This is a genomic window from Sorangiineae bacterium MSr12523, assembly GCA_037157775.1.
Lineage (GTDB): Bacteria > Myxococcota_A > Polyangia > Polyangiales > Polyangiaceae > Pendulispora > Pendulispora brunnea.
On the sequence record CP089982.1, the window covers coordinates 10,455,814 to 10,471,859 of the forward strand.

Here is a 16,046-nt window from a genome sequence, read left to right on the forward strand (position 1 = left end):
CGCCGCAGTTAACGAGGTTCGAGGTCGGGAACGCGCCGTGCGAGCTCTTCGAGCGCCGCGATCCCGGATTTCATCTTTCCGGCTGCAATGGCGTGCACCATGTTGCAGGCTTCGCGGTTGAAAGGGGTAGAAATTCCAAGCTTGTGCCCGCGAACGGCGACTTCCCCGTTCAGAAAGTCGACGGCCGGCGGTTGGCCCCGCTCGATCGCCGCCAGCATGGAGGAGCGCAACCTCCGGTAACGCGCCCCGACGGCCAGCAGCATTCCATGCTTGGCCACGAGGCCCGGCGAACCGTTGACTTGCCGCTCGGCCTCGGAAAGGGCAATCCAATCGATGTCCAGGGTGCCGGCGACCTTTTCCAGCCGAACCTTCTCGGCCCGTGCGACCGCCACGGCCTCGGTGATGATCTCGAGCCCGAGACGCCGGACGAACCGGTGGAGCATCAAGCTGCCGAGCGGCTTGCCGCCCAAGGTGCCCAAGGTGGAGATGGCGCAGTTGATGGCCAGCTTGCTCCAGCGCGCGCCCGCCAGGTTGCTCGTCGTCGACACGGGTCCGATGGGCTCGAAGAGCATCGCGAGCTTCATCAGCCGATCGTCGTTTTTGCCATCGATGCGGCCGATGGTGAAACCGCCCGCGGCGGTGCGGTCGTATACGCCGGGTTCGACCATGGATCCGCCCCACGCGACCACGGCGCCGAAGACGCGCTCCGGCCCGGCAATGGCGGCGACGCGGTCCTCGCAGAGCCCATTTTGCAGGCACACCATGGCGCCCCGCGGCGCGAGGAAAGGCACCACGTTGCGCGCGGCGTCTTCCACCTGGGTGGGCTGCGTGGACAAGATGATCCAATCGAACGGCGCGGTGTCGGGCGCGAGCTCGTTCACCGCGCGACCGCGCACCGTACGCAGGCCATCGACGCCGCGCAGGACGAAGCCGCGCTCCTGAATGGCGTGCGTCACCGCGCGGTTGCGCGTGAGGCCGGTGACATCGACCAACTCGCCGCTATGTTCGAGGAGGGACGCGGCGACGATGCCACCGAGCCCTCCGCATCCAACGACGAGGACACGTTGTTTGGATTCCGTTCCTTCGTGCACGGCCGCCGGTATACCTCACGGCCGCCCCGGCGAAAACGGTGAAGCCTTACGGGCGGCGCGTCGGTTCCGGTAGGGACTTGCTCGTGCGCACGAAGTCCGCGATGGCGCCGGTGAAGGCCACTTCGGCCTTGCTGCATTTGCCATCGTCGCCTCCACCGCAAGCTTTGTCGCGGGCGTCGAGGCCGGCCTTCACCTTGGGGGCCGCAAGAAGGGTGCTCTTGGTGGGCTCCTCCAAACGGCGCCAGGGGATGGCCGCGCGCTTGGGTTTCGGTGCCTTCGTCATGGTGATTTCCTCGGCCATGACGGAGACGCAGGAACCGTCCCAGCGAAGCACGTCGTACGAGCCCGTGTCGCCATTGGCGGCGACCAGAACGATGCCGTTCGCGTTCGCCTTGCGATGGGCCACGACGAGCACCTCTTCATCGAATTGCAGCTTCGCGCGGTGCGTGCGCCCGCCGCCGGCGTTCCATCCTTCGACGTCACGGGTCATGTAGGCGCGCGTGAAGGGCGTGCCTTGCGAGAAAAGCGAGAGGGCCACATCCGGATATTCGGCGCTGCAAAGCTTCTTCGCGTAGTCCGCGTCGGGCACACAGGCTTTGCGCGTGCCTTGGGGCGTGCACGTCGTAGGAAGGGGGCTGCCTGCGGCGCCAGAGGCAGAGGAGACCTCCGCTTGCGTGGTGGTGGTCGTGGCCGCGGAGGACTCGGCCGGTCCGCTTTCCGCTGGGGGCGCAACGCCCTGGGGCTCCACAATCGGAGTGGCGGTGCTGGCAACCGATACCGGTGCGGGGGTCGGGCTCGACCCGCAGGCCGCGGCGGCCACGCAGAACACAATGGATATCGCGAACTTGTTCGACTGATGCATGTGCGATGCTCCCAAAGCTGGGGAAATGCCCGCTCCAAAATTGGATGCGGAAAAGAAGCGACCACTCGCCTGATACGGTCGCTGACCCCGTTTCATTTGCTCCGGGTCAGCGAAAGTAGGTCACCGTGCGCACGCGCCACGCGGCCCGCAAGAGACCGTTTCCGAGTTCACCTGATTCAGTACCCGGACGCGCGCTGCACCAGGCAGTCGCCTCTTTTTCAAGCCTCGCTCAAGCCTTGCTCACGCCGCGCGTGCGGCGCTTTCCTCAAGGAAATCGAGACACTCGCTCAGCGAGTCCGTCTGAAAGAGTCGCTGGCGCATCGCCGAGGCGCCGGGCAAACCACTGAGATACCCCGAGAGGTGACGCCGGGTGACCCGCACACCGTACGGCTCGCCGCGGAATTCCACGTTGGCACGAAGGTGATCGCGGCAGAGCGCCAGCCGCTCTTCGGCCGTGGGCGGCAACACCGGCTTGCCCTCGAAGCGCTGCGCGATTTCGCGAAAGACCCACGGGTGCTCGATGGAGCGACGCCCGACCATGACGCCCGCACAATGCGTCTCCGCGAGCGCGCGTTCCGCATCGTCGGCACTGCGCACGTCGCCGTTGACGATGACCGGGATGGACACGACGCTCTGCGCGCGGGCTGCCCACGCCCAATCGGCCGCGCCCTTGTGACCCATTTGGGCCGTGCGGCAGTGGACCGTGAGCGCGGCGATGCCCGCGTCCTCCAAGCGACGCGCGAGGTCGACGATGGGCATGTCCGATTCGGGCCCATACCCAATGCGGGTCTTCACCGTGACGGGAAGCGAGACGCTCTGCACGACCAGACGCGCCATGGCCACCATGGCCTCCGGGTTGCGCAGCCACCCCGCGCCCGCACCACGCCCCGCGATCTTGGGCACCCAGCAGCCGCAGTTGATGTCGATGAACGCGGGCCGTGCTTCCTCGGCAACGCGCGCGGCCTCGGCCAGGCGCTCCGGGTTGGACCCGTAGATCTGAATCGCGGTGTGCGTGTCGTCTTCCGCCAGGGAGATCTTCCGGCGCGCGTTGCGGCAGCCGCGAAGCAGACCTTCGACGTTCACGAACTCGGTCACTTCGATGGTGGAACCGAAGCCGCGGCACAATCGGCGAAAGACGACGTCCGTCACGTCCTCCATGGGCGCGAGGACCACGGGGCGATTGCGCAATAGCTCGGAGACGTTGACGGGGCTGGCAGACATCGGGGGAGCGCCTTCCTAGCGCGATGGGCCTCCCGGCGCCAGTCCGCCCTCCAAACGGGCGCGAATCGTGCGTTCCTGATCGCCAAGTGCGGCGATGGCTTCGCACGTGCGCTCGGAAACGCGGCGGAACACCCGCGGGCTCGGGGCCTCGTTCATGAGGCTGCCGAAGTCGACCGGAGGCCCGAAGGCCACCACCACCTTGCGCCCGGTTCGCGTGGCGTTGGAGCCAATCTGTTGAACGATGTCGTTCGTGAGGCCGTTCACGAACACGGGAATCACCTGCGCGCCGGCGCGATGGATGATGCGCCCCACCCCGCTCTGCGCGGGCAAGAGCGCGTAGGGATCATCGCCTTTGTTGCGCGCGCCCTCCGGATGCAGCCCCACGAACACGCCGCCGCGGCGAAGGAGCGATGCCACTTCCTCGATGCCCGCCAGATTGAGCCCCTGACGTTTGCGATCGCGAAACACCGGCGGGTACATGGCGAAAAAGCTCATCACACCGTTCACGACTGGGCCGAGCGGATGGTCGTAAAAGAAATTCGACCGCACGGGGAACAGGATGCGATGCGGCAGCCCGCGCTTCACGAGGTAGCCGGTGACAACGTACAGATCGAAAAAGCTGCGGTGGTTGGAGACGAGCACGTAGCTTTTGCCCGGATCGAAATGCGGCAGTCGATCCACACCGTGCACATGACGCAAGTTGCGAATGGCCGCCTCGATCCAATTGGCGCCAATGGTCCGCTGCAACCACCTTAACGATTTGTCGAGCGTCCCGGGCTCGAGACTTTTCCGAATGAACCGGATCTGTCCGCGTTCGAGCGGGCTCAGGAGATTTCCGCCGGCGCTGAGCAGGTCGAGTGGCTCGGCTCGACGGGGTGCAGCAGCGCCAGCCGACTGGCCTACTGCAGGAGCAGCGCCAGGGCGTGCCACACCAGCATGAGCGTTTTCTTCGGACAACACGGAATCCTCCGTCATGTAGGTCGACCACACTTTACCGTCGCCGCAAGTGAACACGTGCGGTTTTCGACTTGCGCGTGTCCGGACTGCGCGTGACTCTTATAGGCCGTGAGCGACATCGCGAAGATCACCAAACTTCTCCACGACGACTCGCTCGAACGCCAGATGGCGGCGGTGATCGTGCTGGGGGAGCTTTGCGCGGGCGGTCCCGACGTGATTCGCGGCTTGCTCCACGCGCTCTCCAGCGACGTGCCCGTGCTCCAGCGCCATGCCGTCTCGGCACTCTCGCGCATCGGCGCGCGGGAGCTCGCATTGTGCGCCAAGGACTCGCTGCTCGATCCCAACGTGCGCCTCGAAGCGCTCACCGCATTGCGCCTCGTCGTGGGCACGCGCTCGGGCGCGACGCACGGCCACGTGGAGCCGCATGTTGCCGAGGCCCTCATCGAGATTGCCTCGGGTGAAGATCGCGCCCTCGCCCAAAGTGCGCTGACAACGTTGGCAGGGCTGGAAATTCCTGCGGAGACCTCGCAGAGCCTGGCAAAACTGGTCGCGCACCCCGAGTTGGAACGCGCGCGCTTCGTCATCGACCAACTCGGACGCCGCAAAGACGGAGAGGCCACGCTCGTTCTCGTGGGCGTCGTCAAATCGTTGGATCGGCGGCGGGCGGAGTTTGCCGCGGGCGCGCTCACCGGAAAGGACGATGCGGTCACGCCGCTCGCCGAGGCGCTGCTCGAGACCAAGGACACGGACCGCGCGTGGTTGATGCGCAACGTGCTCCGGCCCAGCGCGAGGAAGGTGCCGGCCGCGCTCTTGAACAAGATGCTCGATCGGGCCATGGAGCGTTTCGGCGCCGGCGAGCGCGGGTGGGAGCCGCTCCTCGACATCGTGCGCGATGCCGATCCAGAGGCGGTCGCGGGCGCGCTGCGTACGCTGGCGCGCAAGTTCGAAAAGCAGGACCAGACGACCGACGCCATTGCCGTCTGGCGCCGCGTTTGCGCGAGCGATCGCGCGACGAACGATGACCGCGACGAGCTCGCGGCCCTCGAACGGCGCATCGGTCAACGTGACCAACGCGACCAACGCGAACGCAGCGGCAGGCCCCAGCGCCGGAAAGCGGCAAGGTAAGGGAGGGGGGAGACTCATCTCGGCCGAGCCTTTGACCACGAAGGCGGTGCGGGGCGCGAGTTGGACCATCGCGACCAGCGTCGGATCACGCGCCATCGGCTTGGTGGGTACGCTGGCGATCACCTATTTTCTCGTGCCCGAGATCATCGGCGAGGTGTCCGACGCCTCGGTGCTCATCCTGAGCGCGATGCAGCTCTCCACGATTGGCGTCGGGCAGTACGTCATCGCGAAGCCCAACGCCGGCCGCGACGTCGCATGGCACGCGACGGTGTTCCACATGGCGCTGGGGCTACTCGCCATCGGCCTGGTCACCTTGTTCCGCGAGCGATTCGGAGGCTTTCTCAGCGCGCCCACCATGGCGCGCTACGTTCCGGGCTTGGCGCTGGCCGCGGTGTTCGATCGCGTCGCCTTCATGCCGGAGCGGCTGCTCGCGCGCGACATGCAGTTTCGCGTGATCGGTCTCTCGCGCACCGTCGGCGAGGTGACCTACAGCATCGCGTCGGTGGCCTTGGCCTTCGCGGGTCTCGGCGGCATGGCCTTGGTGCTCGCGAACGTCGCGCGCAGCATCCTTCGGTGCGCGATGCTCTGCATGGCCGTCGACCGGCGCGAGTGGCTCACGCCATCGCCGCTGTCGAAGGTGACGACGCGCGCGATGCTCGCCTTCGGACTCCCCTTCTCGGTCAGCGCATCGGCGAGCTTCGCGGCGCGGCGCTGGGACAACTTGCTCGTGTCGAACTTCTTCGGACCGACGGTGCTCGGCGAGTACAACCTCGCGTACAACTTGGCCGACATTCCCGCGGTGCAGGTGGGCGAGCAGATTGGCGACGTGCTCCTGCCCTCGTTTTCGCACATGGGTCCAGCGCAGCGGAAACGCGCCCTGGTGCGCTCGACCGCGTTGCTCGCCCTCATCGTGTTTCCACTCGCGGTCGGGCTCGGCGCGGTGGCCAACACCGCGGTCGCGACCTTGCTGCGCAAAGAATGGCACAGCGTAGGGCCGATGTTGACATTGCTCGCTGCGCTATCCGTCGCGCGCCCTGTCGGCTGGACCATTGCGTCGTACTTGGTCGCGCGGGAGATGACTCGCCCGCTCATGTGGCTCGGCCTCTTTCAAGTGGCCTCGTTGCTCGCATGCATTGCCACGATCGGGCGCGCCGGGCCGCTCTGGACCTGCGTCGCCGTCGGTGTGGCGTTCGGCGCGCACGCGCTCGCCAGCATGGTGGTGGTCGCTCGAGCTGACAACATCACGGTCGCGTCACTTGTCATGTCGTGCGTGGGACCGCTGCTCGCGTGCATCCCGTTGGTGCTCGCCGTCATCGGTGCGCGACATGGACTGGCATGGCTTGGAGAGATGCCGCGGGGAGTCGGCCTCGCAGTGGAGATCATCGCCGGGGGGCTCGGTTACGTGGGCGGTGCCTTTCTTTTGGCTCGAAAGACCGCGGCGGACTTCCTGGGTCTGGTGCGCTCGGCCCTGGGGCGCCGCGCCGCAGGTCGTTCCTCGGCCTAGTGGCGCTCGGCGGGGCAATTTACCACGCGGGTGCTCGCGGCCTTCGCGAGATACCCGGCAGAATCAGTTGGCGCAGAATTCGCTTGCGTCCCCGCTGACAGCTCTACGCCGAGCACCAGAAAGCGAGTCCGTTCCATCATGCTGAGCGCGTCCCAAGAGACGGGCGAGCCCGTGCGCACATTGCCGCAGAGAGGGGACGTTCTCGTCGGCAAATACCGAGTTGATCGGGTCATCGGCGACGGTGGCATGTGCATCGTGTACGCAGCCGAGCACCTGCAGCTCGAGGATTGGGTCGCCATCAAGGTGCTGCGCACCGAGTGGGTCGACCGCCCCGAGGTGGTGGAGCGCTTCCTTCGCGAGGGCAAAACCGCCACGCGCATTCGAAGCGAACACGTGGTGCGCACCTTCGACGTGGGAACGCTCGACGACGGCACACCGTGCCTGGTGATGGAGTACCTCGTCGGCAGCGATCTGGATGCGCTGCTCACGGCCAATGGGCCGCTTCCGGTGCCTGCAGCCGTGGATTACCTGCTCCAAGCGGGGGAGGCCATCGGCGAGGCGCACCAATTGGGCATCGTTCACCGCGACCTCAAGCCGGCGAACCTGTTCCTCACGCATCGCGCGGATGGGTCGCCGTGGATCAAGGTGCTCGACTTCGGCATTTCGAAGCTTGCACCGCGGGCACTTGCGCTGACGGGACGCGATCTGGCGCTCACGGGGACGCACTCCATCATGGGCTCGCCGCGCTACATGTCGCCCGAGCAGATGCGCTCCTCGATGGAGGTCGATCATCGCGCGGACATCTGGGCCCTCGGCGTGATCTTGCACGAGCTCATCGCGGGTCAGCCGCCCTTCGACGGCGAGACGATGCCCGAGATCTGCGCGAATATCCTGCAGAGCCCCGCACCGCCGCTCACCACGCTCTGCCCGGATGTGCTGCCCGACATGGAGGCGGTGGTGCTGCGCTGCCTCGAGAAGGATCCGGCGAAGCGCTTCCAGAACTTGGGCGAGCTCGCGGCCGCGCTGCGCGAATTTGGCACCCCCGCCGGGCGGGCTTCAGCCCATCGCATCATGGGCATCTTCCAATCGGGCGCCACGATGTACGGGCGCACGTCGGGGCAGATGCCCGAGAGCGGGCCCGCATGGGGCTCGACCGATCCGACGTGGAGGCCGGGACCGCGAAAACGCCGCAGCTTGGTAAGGACCGTGGGCATCGCCCTGGGTTCGACGGCGATTGTCGCGTGCGGGGCCATTACCGCGATGTTTGCCCTTCGCCATGCGACCCCGACGAGCACGAGTGCGGCGCCCGCACCGTCGCCCGTGCTTTCCTGGGAGGCCCAAGTCGCTCCCTCGGCTCCGCCCACGCTCACCAGCGCGCCCACGCCTTCGGCCTCGATCGAGCCGCCGCCCGCCGCCTCGGAGACGGCGAGCGCCGCAAGCGCGAGTGCGAGTGCAAGCGCATCCGCGGATGCGAAGAAGTCGAAACACGGATCGGCAAAGGCTCGAGGTGCAGCTGCGCCGACGGGCGCGTCGGTGCCGTCATCGGACTCCTTGCAGACGCCGCCACGTGGAAGCGCGACCGCGGCGCCCACGAGTTCCGAATCGCTGTTCGAAGAGCGCAAGTAACCGCCTACAGGCCGCAGTTCCCCAAACAGCTCTGGCAGCCACTCATGAAGCTGAAGCTCTTTCGTTCCATCTTCTTCTGCTCGTTGTGCTCGAGCCTCGTGCTCGGCTCGGTCGAGGTGCGCGCGGCGGGCAGCGATGCCCCCGCAGCGCAGGCGCTGTTCAACGAGGCGAAGAAGCTCATCGCCGATGGGAAGTGGGCCGAGGCCTGCCCCAAGTTGGAGGAGAGCCAGAAACTCGATCCGGGCATTGGCACCCAATACAACCTGGCCAACTGCTACGAGCACATCGGGCGCGCGGCGAGCGCGTGGGCGGTGTTTCTCAACGTGGCCGGCGAGGCCAAGGCTGCGGGACAGACCGCGCGCGAAAAGGTCGCCCGCGATCGCGCGACGGTGCTCGAGGCGCGTCTGGCGAAGCTCGTCATCACGGTGCGCTCGACGGACGTGTCGCAGTTGAAGGTGACGCGCGATGGCCTGGAGGTGGGCCGAGGCCAATGGGGCGCGGCCATCCCGATCGACGCGGGCGAGCACCGCATCGTGGCCAGCGCACTGGGCAAAAAGACGTGGGAGAAGTCGGTGCGCGTGCCCGTCGATGGCGTCACCGTCAATGTGGAGGTGCCCGCGCTGCAGGACGATCCGAACGCCACCACGCTCGCCGATCGCGGGCTGATGCCGGGCAAACCCGCGGACGGACAAGAGGGCGCACCCATCGACGAGCATCCAGGGCGCACGCAGCGCATCGGCGGCATCGTCGCCGGCGCCGTCGGCATCGTGGGCATCGGTGTGGGCTCGGCCTTCGGGCTGATGTCGAACTCCAAGAAAAACGACTCCGAGCCGCACTGCAATGCCGAAAACCGATGCGACGAGACGGGGCTCGGCCTGCGCGACGACGCGCTGAAGTACGGCACCATTTCGACCATCGCGTTCATCGCGGGAGGGGCTGCACTGGTCGGGGGCGTCGTTCTCTTCGTGACCGCGCCCAAGGCGAAGGATGCCAGCCAAGTCGGCAAAGTGACCTGGCAGGCGGCGCCGATGATCGGGCCGCGTGAAACGGGCTTCCACGTTCAGGCGCGTTGGTAAGAGGCGCCGATGCGGGGGATCTACGCCGTCTTCTCGCTCACCCTGGTCCTCGGCTGCAACATCGTGCTCGGCAACGAGAAGGGGGAGCTTCTCGAGGACGACCAGAGCAGCACGCACGGCAGTGCCTGCGCCAAAGGCTTCGCCGATTGCAACGGCGATCCGCGCGACGGCTGCGAAGCGCGCCTCTCCGAAGCGAGCCACTGCGGCGCGTGCGACGTGCGCTGCGGCGCCGCCAATGCGGTCTGCGCTGCGGTGGGGGATGACCGCTTCGCTTGCCTAAACGGCTGTCCGGACAAGGCCCTCGCCATTTGCAATCTGCAATGCGTCGATCCCATGACCAACGTGGCCAACTGCGGCGAATGCAACCACGCCTGCCCGACCACGCAGAATGGCGAGGCGCTCTGCTACCAGGGTAAGTGCCGGGTCGCCTGCGCAACGGGCTACCACGCCTGCGGCGCACGCTGCGTCGGCCCGAGCGATGCCACCGCGTGCGGCGATTCCTGCACCGCCTGCCCATCGGGCCCGCACAGCTCCGCGGCGTGCGACAAGGGCACGTGCGGCATTGCGTGCTCGGCCGGCTTCGCCAACTGCGACGGCGACATGCAGAACGGCTGCGAGACGTCGGTGTTCGAGGACGCGAAGCACTGCGGCGGGTGCGGCCGCCCATGCGGCAACTCCACGCGGTGCGTGGGCGGGCTATGCCTTCCCTGGGGCGGAATGACGCCTAATGGCGACTGAGAAGTGAGCCGAACGCGGTGAGCGCTCCGGGCGGGATGCCGTGACCTCCGCGGAAGGGCACCCATGCGACGTCGAGCCCCGCGGCCCGCAGCACCTCGCGAAGCTCCTCGGCCACCTCGTAGGGCAAAATCGGATCTTGCGTGCCGTGGCTCTGAACGACGCGCAGCCCGCGGCGTGATTCAAGGCGCGGCATCCACTCCCCGCGCGCAATGATGGTGCCCGAAAGCAGCGCGAGGCCCGCCAGCGGGACGTCGCAGTGGAGCGCCACGTCGAGGGCCAACATCGCGCCTTGGGAGAATCCGCCGAACACCACGGGTGCGTCGTTCGCGCTCGACAGCCCGGTGAGCAACTCGGTCACGCGGACGCGCACGTCGGTGAGGCCGTCGGGAACGAGCTCGGTGAGCTCCTGGGTGCGGCCCGCGAGGACGGCGAGTTGGTAGGACATGATGTCGATGTCCCACCATGCGCGCCCTTCGTCGAACTGCGGACCGAGCGACTTGGGCGCCTCGGGAAAGGCGAAACGCGTCCCCGGCGGTGCGGGGATTTCCCGCGCGAGGGGCACGAGATCGTCGCCGGGCGCACCGTAGCCGTGCAGCAGGATCACCAGCGGGCCCTGCCCGCCGCCGTGGCCGTCGTCGCCGCCGGTCCACCGAACCTTGAGTCCTGCTACAGTGCTCTCTTTCATGAGCGGCAGACTACCTTCTCTGTTCTTGATTCTTGCAGCTCTTTCGGCCTGCGGAGGGTCCACGCCACCACCGGCTCCTGCAGAACCGGCCCCGCAAACGGGAGCCGGGGCGCCCGCCGCCGAGCCCCCGCCGCCCGCTGCGGCTTCTGCGGCAGAAGCGCCCAAGGCGGAAGAGCCGCCCGCGCCTTCCACCGAACCGTCCGTGGCGGGAACCGTCACCACCGGCTCCGACGTGCCGGACGAGTGCAGCAAGGCGGCGCTTCCCTACGAGGAGAAAGTCCGTCCGCTGCTCAACAAGTGTTACCAAGAAGGCAAAAAGAAGAACCCGGACCTTTCCGGCACCGTGCGGGTGCAGGTAGCCATCAACACCACGGGCAAGGTCACATCCGTGAAGCCTTCCGGCACATCCGAATTGGGCGACAGCGTGGTGCAATGCATGGTGAAGGCGGTGCGTGACACCCCGTTCGACGGCGCGCTATGCAAGTCCAAGACGGTCATCGTCAGCAAGACGTACGGGAAAAAGTAGCCGTCATTTTTTGCTTTGGCGCGCGTCCGCGGTAAAGCGGACCATGCAGAAAAAATACGTGGCTGAGGCCATAGGAACATTCGTCCTCGTTTTCGGAGGCTGCGGGACCGCTGTACTCGACGCGAAGAACGTCGGTGTTCTCGGCGTCTCAATCGCGTTCGGTCTGACGCTCCTCACGATGGCCTACGCCATCGGGCCGATCTCGGGTTGCCACATCAACCCCGCCGTCACGGTGGGGCTGATCGTGGCGGGCCGGCACGACAAAAAAGATCTCACGGGCTACGTGGTGGCGCAGATCCTGGGCGGCATCGTCGCCGCGGGCGTGCTCTACGCGATCGCGAACGGCCACGATTTTGGCTACGATCTGAAAGAGGGCCTCGCGGCCAATGGCTACGGCGATCATTCGCCGGGTGGCTATGGGTTGCTGGCAGGCCTGCTCGCCGAGATCGTGCTCACCGCGCTCCTTCTCTTCGTCGTACTCGGCACGACCGACAAACGCGCCGCCGTCGGCTTTGCCGGCCTTCCGATCGGACTTGCGCTAACGCTGATTCACCTGGTCGGCATACCGATCACGAATACCTCCGTCAATCCAGCGCGATCCATCGGTCCGGCGCTGTTCGTTCGCGGCTGGGCGCTCGAGCAACTGTGGCTTTTCATCGTCGCCCCCATCGTCGGGGCCATCTTTGGCGCACTGACTTATCGCGCGATCGAAGAAGCACAGCCGAAACCCAAAGCCGCGCCAGCGGAATGAAAAATAGCTTCGTTGGCGCGCACCTAGCGGAGTTGCCTTTTTCGAAGAGTTGCAATCTACACATTCGAAACAATCGCAGTACTTTGCATTGATTCAAACGCACTTTCCTGGAGATGACGAAAAGGCCCCACGGAGGTCGTGCCGGGACTAACCCGCGGATCTCTCGGGCTTTTTCGTCATCGCCCCACCTTTTCTCCCAACCTGGGGACAAGTTTGTGGAGAACTTGCGGAATAAAAAAAGCCATTATCTTGACTTTTTGGGTTGCACCAATCGGGCACTTATTGGATAAGTGCACTCAGAAGTTCGCGGTACCACAAGACCAATGAGCCGTTGTTCGTAGTGGCTGTTCGGGGCGCTGCGATGGTTCGCATTCTCCAACCCGTCATTCCTGAAGGGAATCGCGGCGAGGGACCGAACCATCGGGCTACGCATGGAATCGCGTCGTCCATCCATTCCATCGTTTTTGCATTGGGATGGGCGGAGCGAGACCATCGGGTCATACAGGCGACTTCCGGCTCGGCCGCAAGCACTTCATCGATTTTGGACCGTTGTTTCGGATTCGTTTCCGAAAGGTCACGAGGATCGAAATCGATATCCAAAATTCATGACGGTGCGCATGCATTGGCAACGAGGGGAACGGATGTTTCGTCCTTCGTTTCGAATGCACAATCCAAGTAAGTTGCCAAAAGGGCCGTTCGTAATCCCCGCATTCCGAATGGCAACTTTGGCTCCGCGACCCTATTGGGCAATGTTTCGTATGTAACGGTACGCAACATCGTGTGGTCGCGCAGAGAGCTGGTGCAACGGTTCACATGGTCGTCCCGTGCGTCGCTGAGCAAGGGGAATTTCCCCTCGCTCGCGTTGCAGAACTCGGCGGAACAGGAAGTCCCTCCCCCAAAGGGCAAATTCCATATCGGCCGAGGGAAGGCATTCCCTGGTCATTCACGGTGAAGGCTTTCACGAGCTTTCCCCGCGAACGACCTCGGTCCTCTGGAAAAAACGGCGACCCACGAAGCAGCGTGGGACGCTCATCAAGTCACGTGCCTTCTCTTGGCCGAGGGCACGTGCCCGAGGATGACGGGGTGCCCTCGCCGAAGTCGTGAACGGGCGAGCCACGATGGCGAACAACCATCGTGGCCGCCCCACGAACCGCCGAGGCGGGTTTCGTGCGCCGTGAAGCGCGCGGCCCCTTCGAATCGCACGATTCGAAAACAACGAGCACGGGCGCTCGCAGCAAGCAAGAAAGACGGTCGGACCGATGGTGGCTCCCACGAGCGATCCCTGGCGTCCCCCAAATTCGCAACGTGGAAACATGTTGCTGCAATGTTGGCCATCATCACCGACCCCCGCGAGCTTCCTCGGAGGGCGATTCGGCTAAATACCGGACCGCCCCCGTGTATTTTTGTGCGGATTTCCGCGCTCGAGTTGGAATGGTGCGCGCTGCACGCGGACGCGGATCTTACGCTAAGCTGGAGGCGTGGACTCCACCTCCCTGACCAGCCTCTATCGTGAACACATCGAAGACCTGAGCCGGCGCTACGGCAAAGCGCTGACGGCGGCGGGTTTCGACGGCATCGTCATTCACTCGGGAACGCTCCAGCTCAAAAGCCTGGTGGACGATCAGTATTGGCCTCTTCGCCCGACACCGCACTTCCAGCACTGGGTGCCCGTGTGCGAGCCGGATTGTGCCATCGTGCTGCAAGTCGGAAAGGCGCCGGTCTTCATTTGGACGCGCTCCACCACGATGTGGGAAATCGCGCCCCGGCCCGAGACGGATCACTTCACACACGTCATCAAGATCGTCGAGCCCGAAGGTGCGGACGGCGTCAAAGCGCTGCTGCCGACATCGGGCAAAATCGCCTTCGTCGGCGACGACCGCGCGCGCGCTGCGGCATGGGGCTTCGATGCGGAGCGAACCAACCCGAAGAAGCTCGTCGACGCGCTCGACGAACTCCGCACCATCAAGACCGACTACGAGATCGCATGCGTCGGAGAAGCGAACCGGCGCGCGGCCGTCGGCCATCGGGCCGTGTTTCAGGCTTTCCGAAGCTCGGATCGCTCGGAGCTCGATCTGCACTTGCTCTACTTGGCCGCCACCGGACAGGACGATCCGGAGACGCCGTACAAGAACATCGTCGCCCTCGGACCGCACGCCGCGGTGCTGCACCACATCGCGTATGACAAGTGGGCCGTCTCGCGCAACGTCGAGTCACTCTTGCTCGATGCGGGCGCAAGTTACCAGGGGTACTGCTCGGACATCACGCGCACCTGGGTGAAGGGCACCGGCGCCACGTCGTCGGCCTATCGCGGCCTCATCGAAGGCGTGGAGGCGATGCAGAAGCGACTCTGTGATGCCGTGAAGCTCGGCACGGGCTACGAGGCGTTGCACGAGGAATCGCATCAGCAGGTCGCGGCCATTCTGCGCGATGTCGGCATCGGGCGCGGCAGCGTCGACGCCCTCGTGTCGAAGGGCATCACGCGGACCTTCTATCCGCACGGCCTGGGGCACTCGCTCGGGCTGCAAGTTCACGACGTGGGTTGCGCCACGACGAAGCCGAAGCCGGAGAATCCGTTTTTGCGGAATACCTCGACCATCGCGGAACGTCAGGTCTTCACCGTGGAGCCGGGCATCTACTTCATCGCGGCCCTCGTGGAGAAGCTTCGCCAGAGCCCGGACGCGTCCCTCGTCGACTTCCGCCTCGTGGACGAATTGGCACCGCTCGGTGGTGTGCGCATCGAGGACAACGTCGTCGTCCTCAGCAAGGATGCCAAGGCCCCAGTGCTCAACCTCACCCGAGAACACCTTCCGCTTGGGGGGGGTTACGCGGAGGCGCTTTCGTAGCGCGATTGGAGGCTCACCAGTAGGCGATGCGGTCCCGGCCCGCGGCTTTGGCGCGGTAAAGGGCCGCATCCGCGCGGCTCACGAGTTCGGCGCTTCCATAGCCTTCGCTCGGGAGCGCGGCTGCCACACCCGCGCTGAACGTGATGACGCGCGAGGTGCCATCTCGAAACAGGTACGGCCGCTGACGAAGCTTCTTTTGCAGACGCTCGGCCACGTCGGCGGCGCGCTCCGCATCGCACGCGCGCAGCAAGAGCACGAACTCCTCGCCACCGTAGCGAAAAGCCACATCCTCGCCGCGCAGCACGGAGCGCACGGCGGCTGCGAACTGCGTGAGCACATGATCGCCTGTCTCGTGCCCATAGGTATCGTTGACCGATTTGAAATGATCCAGGTCGACCATGACAATCGAGAACGGCTGATCATGCCGCTTCGAATACGCCGACGCTTCGCGGATGCGCGCCTCGAAGTGCCGTCGATTGAACAGACCCGTCAACGGATCGATCATCGCATGAAGCTCGGCGAAGCGCAGATCGTAGCGCAGGCGCCGTTCGGCCCGTGAGCGCTCGCAGGCCGCGCGCACCTTCGCGGTGAGCACCGCGGTGGAGACCGGCTTCATGATGTAGTCGATCGCCCCGTATTCCACACCACGCACGATGTCATCTTCCTCGGTCGCACTCGCCGTGACCAGGATGATGGGCGTCGTGGCCGCCGCGGGAATTCGTTTGATGTGGCGAATGACGTCGAAGCCATTGAGCCCCGGCATCATGACGTCGAGGATGATGGCGTCGATCAGCTCTGGTTTGGCCAGAACATGCTCGACAGCCTCCTTACCATCGACGGCCTCGAAGGTTTGAATGCCGCTACGCGCGAGCGCACGAACGACAAGCCAACGCGCAGCGTCGTCGTCATCGACGACGAGTACGGCACCTACGGGAGGCACCGACAGTTGAACGCGGCTGTGGGTTGCGTCGTCGCTCGAGAGGATGCGCTCGGCGTCCGCTCGTTGGATGATGGGTGAAAGCATAGGTGGAAATACCGCCG

The 16,046-nt window shown here is 65.5% G+C and carries 14 protein-coding genes; 8 read left to right on the forward strand and 6 right to left on the reverse strand.

Going from position 1 to position 16,046, the window contains the following annotated elements; all coding sequences use genetic code 11:
- Positions 1-8: 8 nt before the first annotated feature.
- The 4 genes from LZC95_41070 to LZC95_41085 form a co-directional block, all read right to left on the reverse strand.
- On the reverse strand, positions 9-1,091 hold the full coding sequence (locus LZC95_41070; GenBank protein ID WXA92828.1) for a 2-dehydropantoate 2-reductase: 1,083 nt from the start codon (positions 1,089-1,091) through the stop codon (positions 9-11).
- 46 nt (positions 1,092-1,137) lie between these two features.
- On the reverse strand, positions 1,138-1,953 hold the full coding sequence (locus LZC95_41075; GenBank protein WXA92829.1) for a hypothetical protein: 816 nt from the start codon (positions 1,951-1,953) through the stop codon (positions 1,138-1,140).
- A gap of 240 nt (positions 1,954-2,193) precedes the next feature.
- On the reverse strand, positions 2,194-3,174 hold the full coding sequence (dusB, locus tag LZC95_41080; protein ID WXA92830.1) for a tRNA dihydrouridine synthase DusB: 981 nt from the start codon (positions 3,172-3,174) through the stop codon (positions 2,194-2,196).
- Between the two features lie 15 nt (positions 3,175-3,189).
- Entirely contained in the window at positions 3,190-3,921 is a 732-nt protein-coding gene (locus tag LZC95_41085; protein WXA92831.1) for a 1-acyl-sn-glycerol-3-phosphate acyltransferase, read from the reverse strand.
- 318 nt (positions 3,922-4,239) lie between these two features.
- On the opposite strand from LZC95_41085, the gene LZC95_41090 reads away from it, so the two are divergent.
- From LZC95_41090 to LZC95_41110, 5 genes are all read left to right on the forward strand, one after another.
- Complete coding sequence (locus LZC95_41090) at positions 4,240-5,256, forward strand: hypothetical protein (GenBank protein ID WXA92832.1); 1,017 nt, start codon at positions 4,240-4,242, stop codon at positions 5,254-5,256.
- Positions 5,150-6,760: an oligosaccharide flippase family protein gene (locus tag LZC95_41095; GenBank protein ID WXA92833.1), complete on the forward strand. Its 1,611-nt coding sequence runs from the start codon at positions 5,150-5,152 to the stop codon at positions 6,758-6,760. Before LZC95_41090 ends, LZC95_41095 begins: the two co-directional genes overlap by 107 nt.
- Positions 6,761-6,898: 138 nt before the next feature.
- Positions 6,899-8,386, forward strand: a complete 1,488-nt coding sequence (locus tag LZC95_41100; protein ID WXA92834.1) for a protein kinase — start codon at positions 6,899-6,901, stop codon at positions 8,384-8,386.
- A 44-nt stretch (positions 8,387-8,430) separates the two neighbouring features.
- Complete coding sequence (locus LZC95_41105) at positions 8,431-9,462, forward strand: hypothetical protein (protein WXA92835.1); 1,032 nt, start codon at positions 8,431-8,433, stop codon at positions 9,460-9,462.
- Between the two features lie 9 nt (positions 9,463-9,471).
- On the forward strand, positions 9,472-10,200 hold the full coding sequence (locus tag LZC95_41110; GenBank protein WXA92836.1) for a hypothetical protein: 729 nt from the start codon (positions 9,472-9,474) through the stop codon (positions 10,198-10,200).
- Here LZC95_41110 and LZC95_41115 read toward each other — a convergent pair.
- On the reverse strand, positions 10,187-10,885 hold the full coding sequence (locus LZC95_41115; GenBank protein ID WXA92837.1) for a phospholipase: 699 nt from the start codon (positions 10,883-10,885) through the stop codon (positions 10,187-10,189). The genes LZC95_41110 and LZC95_41115 overlap by 14 nt on opposite strands.
- Here LZC95_41115 and LZC95_41120 point away from each other — a divergent pair.
- The 3 genes from LZC95_41120 to pepQ all read left to right on the forward strand — a co-directional run bounded on the left by LZC95_41120 (position 10,884) and on the right by pepQ (position 15,005).
- Positions 10,884-11,411, forward strand: coding sequence for an AgmX/PglI C-terminal domain-containing protein (locus tag LZC95_41120; GenBank protein ID WXA92838.1), 528 nt, complete (start codon positions 10,884-10,886; stop codon positions 11,409-11,411). The two genes, LZC95_41115 and LZC95_41120, sit on opposite strands and share 2 nt — an antisense overlap.
- Before the next feature lie 43 nt (positions 11,412-11,454).
- Complete coding sequence (gene aqpZ / locus LZC95_41125) at positions 11,455-12,162, forward strand: aquaporin Z (protein WXA92839.1); 708 nt, start codon at positions 11,455-11,457, stop codon at positions 12,160-12,162.
- A 1,478-nt stretch (positions 12,163-13,640) separates the two neighbouring features.
- Positions 13,641-15,005, forward strand: a complete 1,365-nt coding sequence (pepQ, locus tag LZC95_41130; protein WXA92840.1) for a Xaa-Pro dipeptidase — start codon at positions 13,641-13,643, stop codon at positions 15,003-15,005.
- 13 nt (positions 15,006-15,018) lie between these two features.
- Here the strand turns inward: pepQ and LZC95_41135 are convergent, their stop codons facing one another.
- On the reverse strand, positions 15,019-16,029 hold the full coding sequence (locus tag LZC95_41135; GenBank protein WXA92841.1) for a diguanylate cyclase: 1,011 nt from the start codon (positions 16,027-16,029) through the stop codon (positions 15,019-15,021).
- Positions 16,030-16,046: the final 17 nt, after the last annotated feature.

Bases quoted from the DNA above. Each gene is read 5' to 3' on its own strand.
- LZC95_41075 (WXA92829.1), bottom strand. From the start codon at position 1,953: ATGCATCAGTCGAACAAGTTCGCGATATCCATTGTGTTCTGCGTGGCC.
- dusB (WXA92830.1), bottom strand. From the start codon at position 3,174: ATGTCTGCCAGCCCCGTCAACGTCTCCGAGCTATTGCGCAATCGCCCC.
- LZC95_41095 (WXA92833.1), top strand. From the start codon at position 5,150: ATGACCGCGACGAGCTCGCGGCCCTCGAACGGCGCATCGGTCAACGTG.
- LZC95_41100 (WXA92834.1), top strand. From the start codon at position 6,899: ATGCTGAGCGCGTCCCAAGAGACGGGCGAGCCCGTGCGCACATTGCCG.
- LZC95_41105 (WXA92835.1), top strand. From the start codon at position 8,431: ATGAAGCTGAAGCTCTTTCGTTCCATCTTCTTCTGCTCGTTGTGCTCG.
- LZC95_41110 (WXA92836.1), top strand. From the start codon at position 9,472: ATGCGGGGGATCTACGCCGTCTTCTCGCTCACCCTGGTCCTCGGCTGC.
- LZC95_41120 (WXA92838.1), top strand. From the start codon at position 10,884: ATGAGCGGCAGACTACCTTCTCTGTTCTTGATTCTTGCAGCTCTTTCG.
- LZC95_41115 (WXA92837.1), bottom strand. From the start codon at position 10,885: ATGAAAGAGAGCACTGTAGCAGGACTCAAGGTTCGGTGGACCGGCGGC.
- aqpZ (WXA92839.1), top strand. From the start codon at position 11,455: ATGCAGAAAAAATACGTGGCTGAGGCCATAGGAACATTCGTCCTCGTT.
- LZC95_41135 (WXA92841.1), bottom strand. From the start codon at position 16,029: ATGCTTTCACCCATCATCCAACGAGCGGACGCCGAGCGCATCCTCTCG.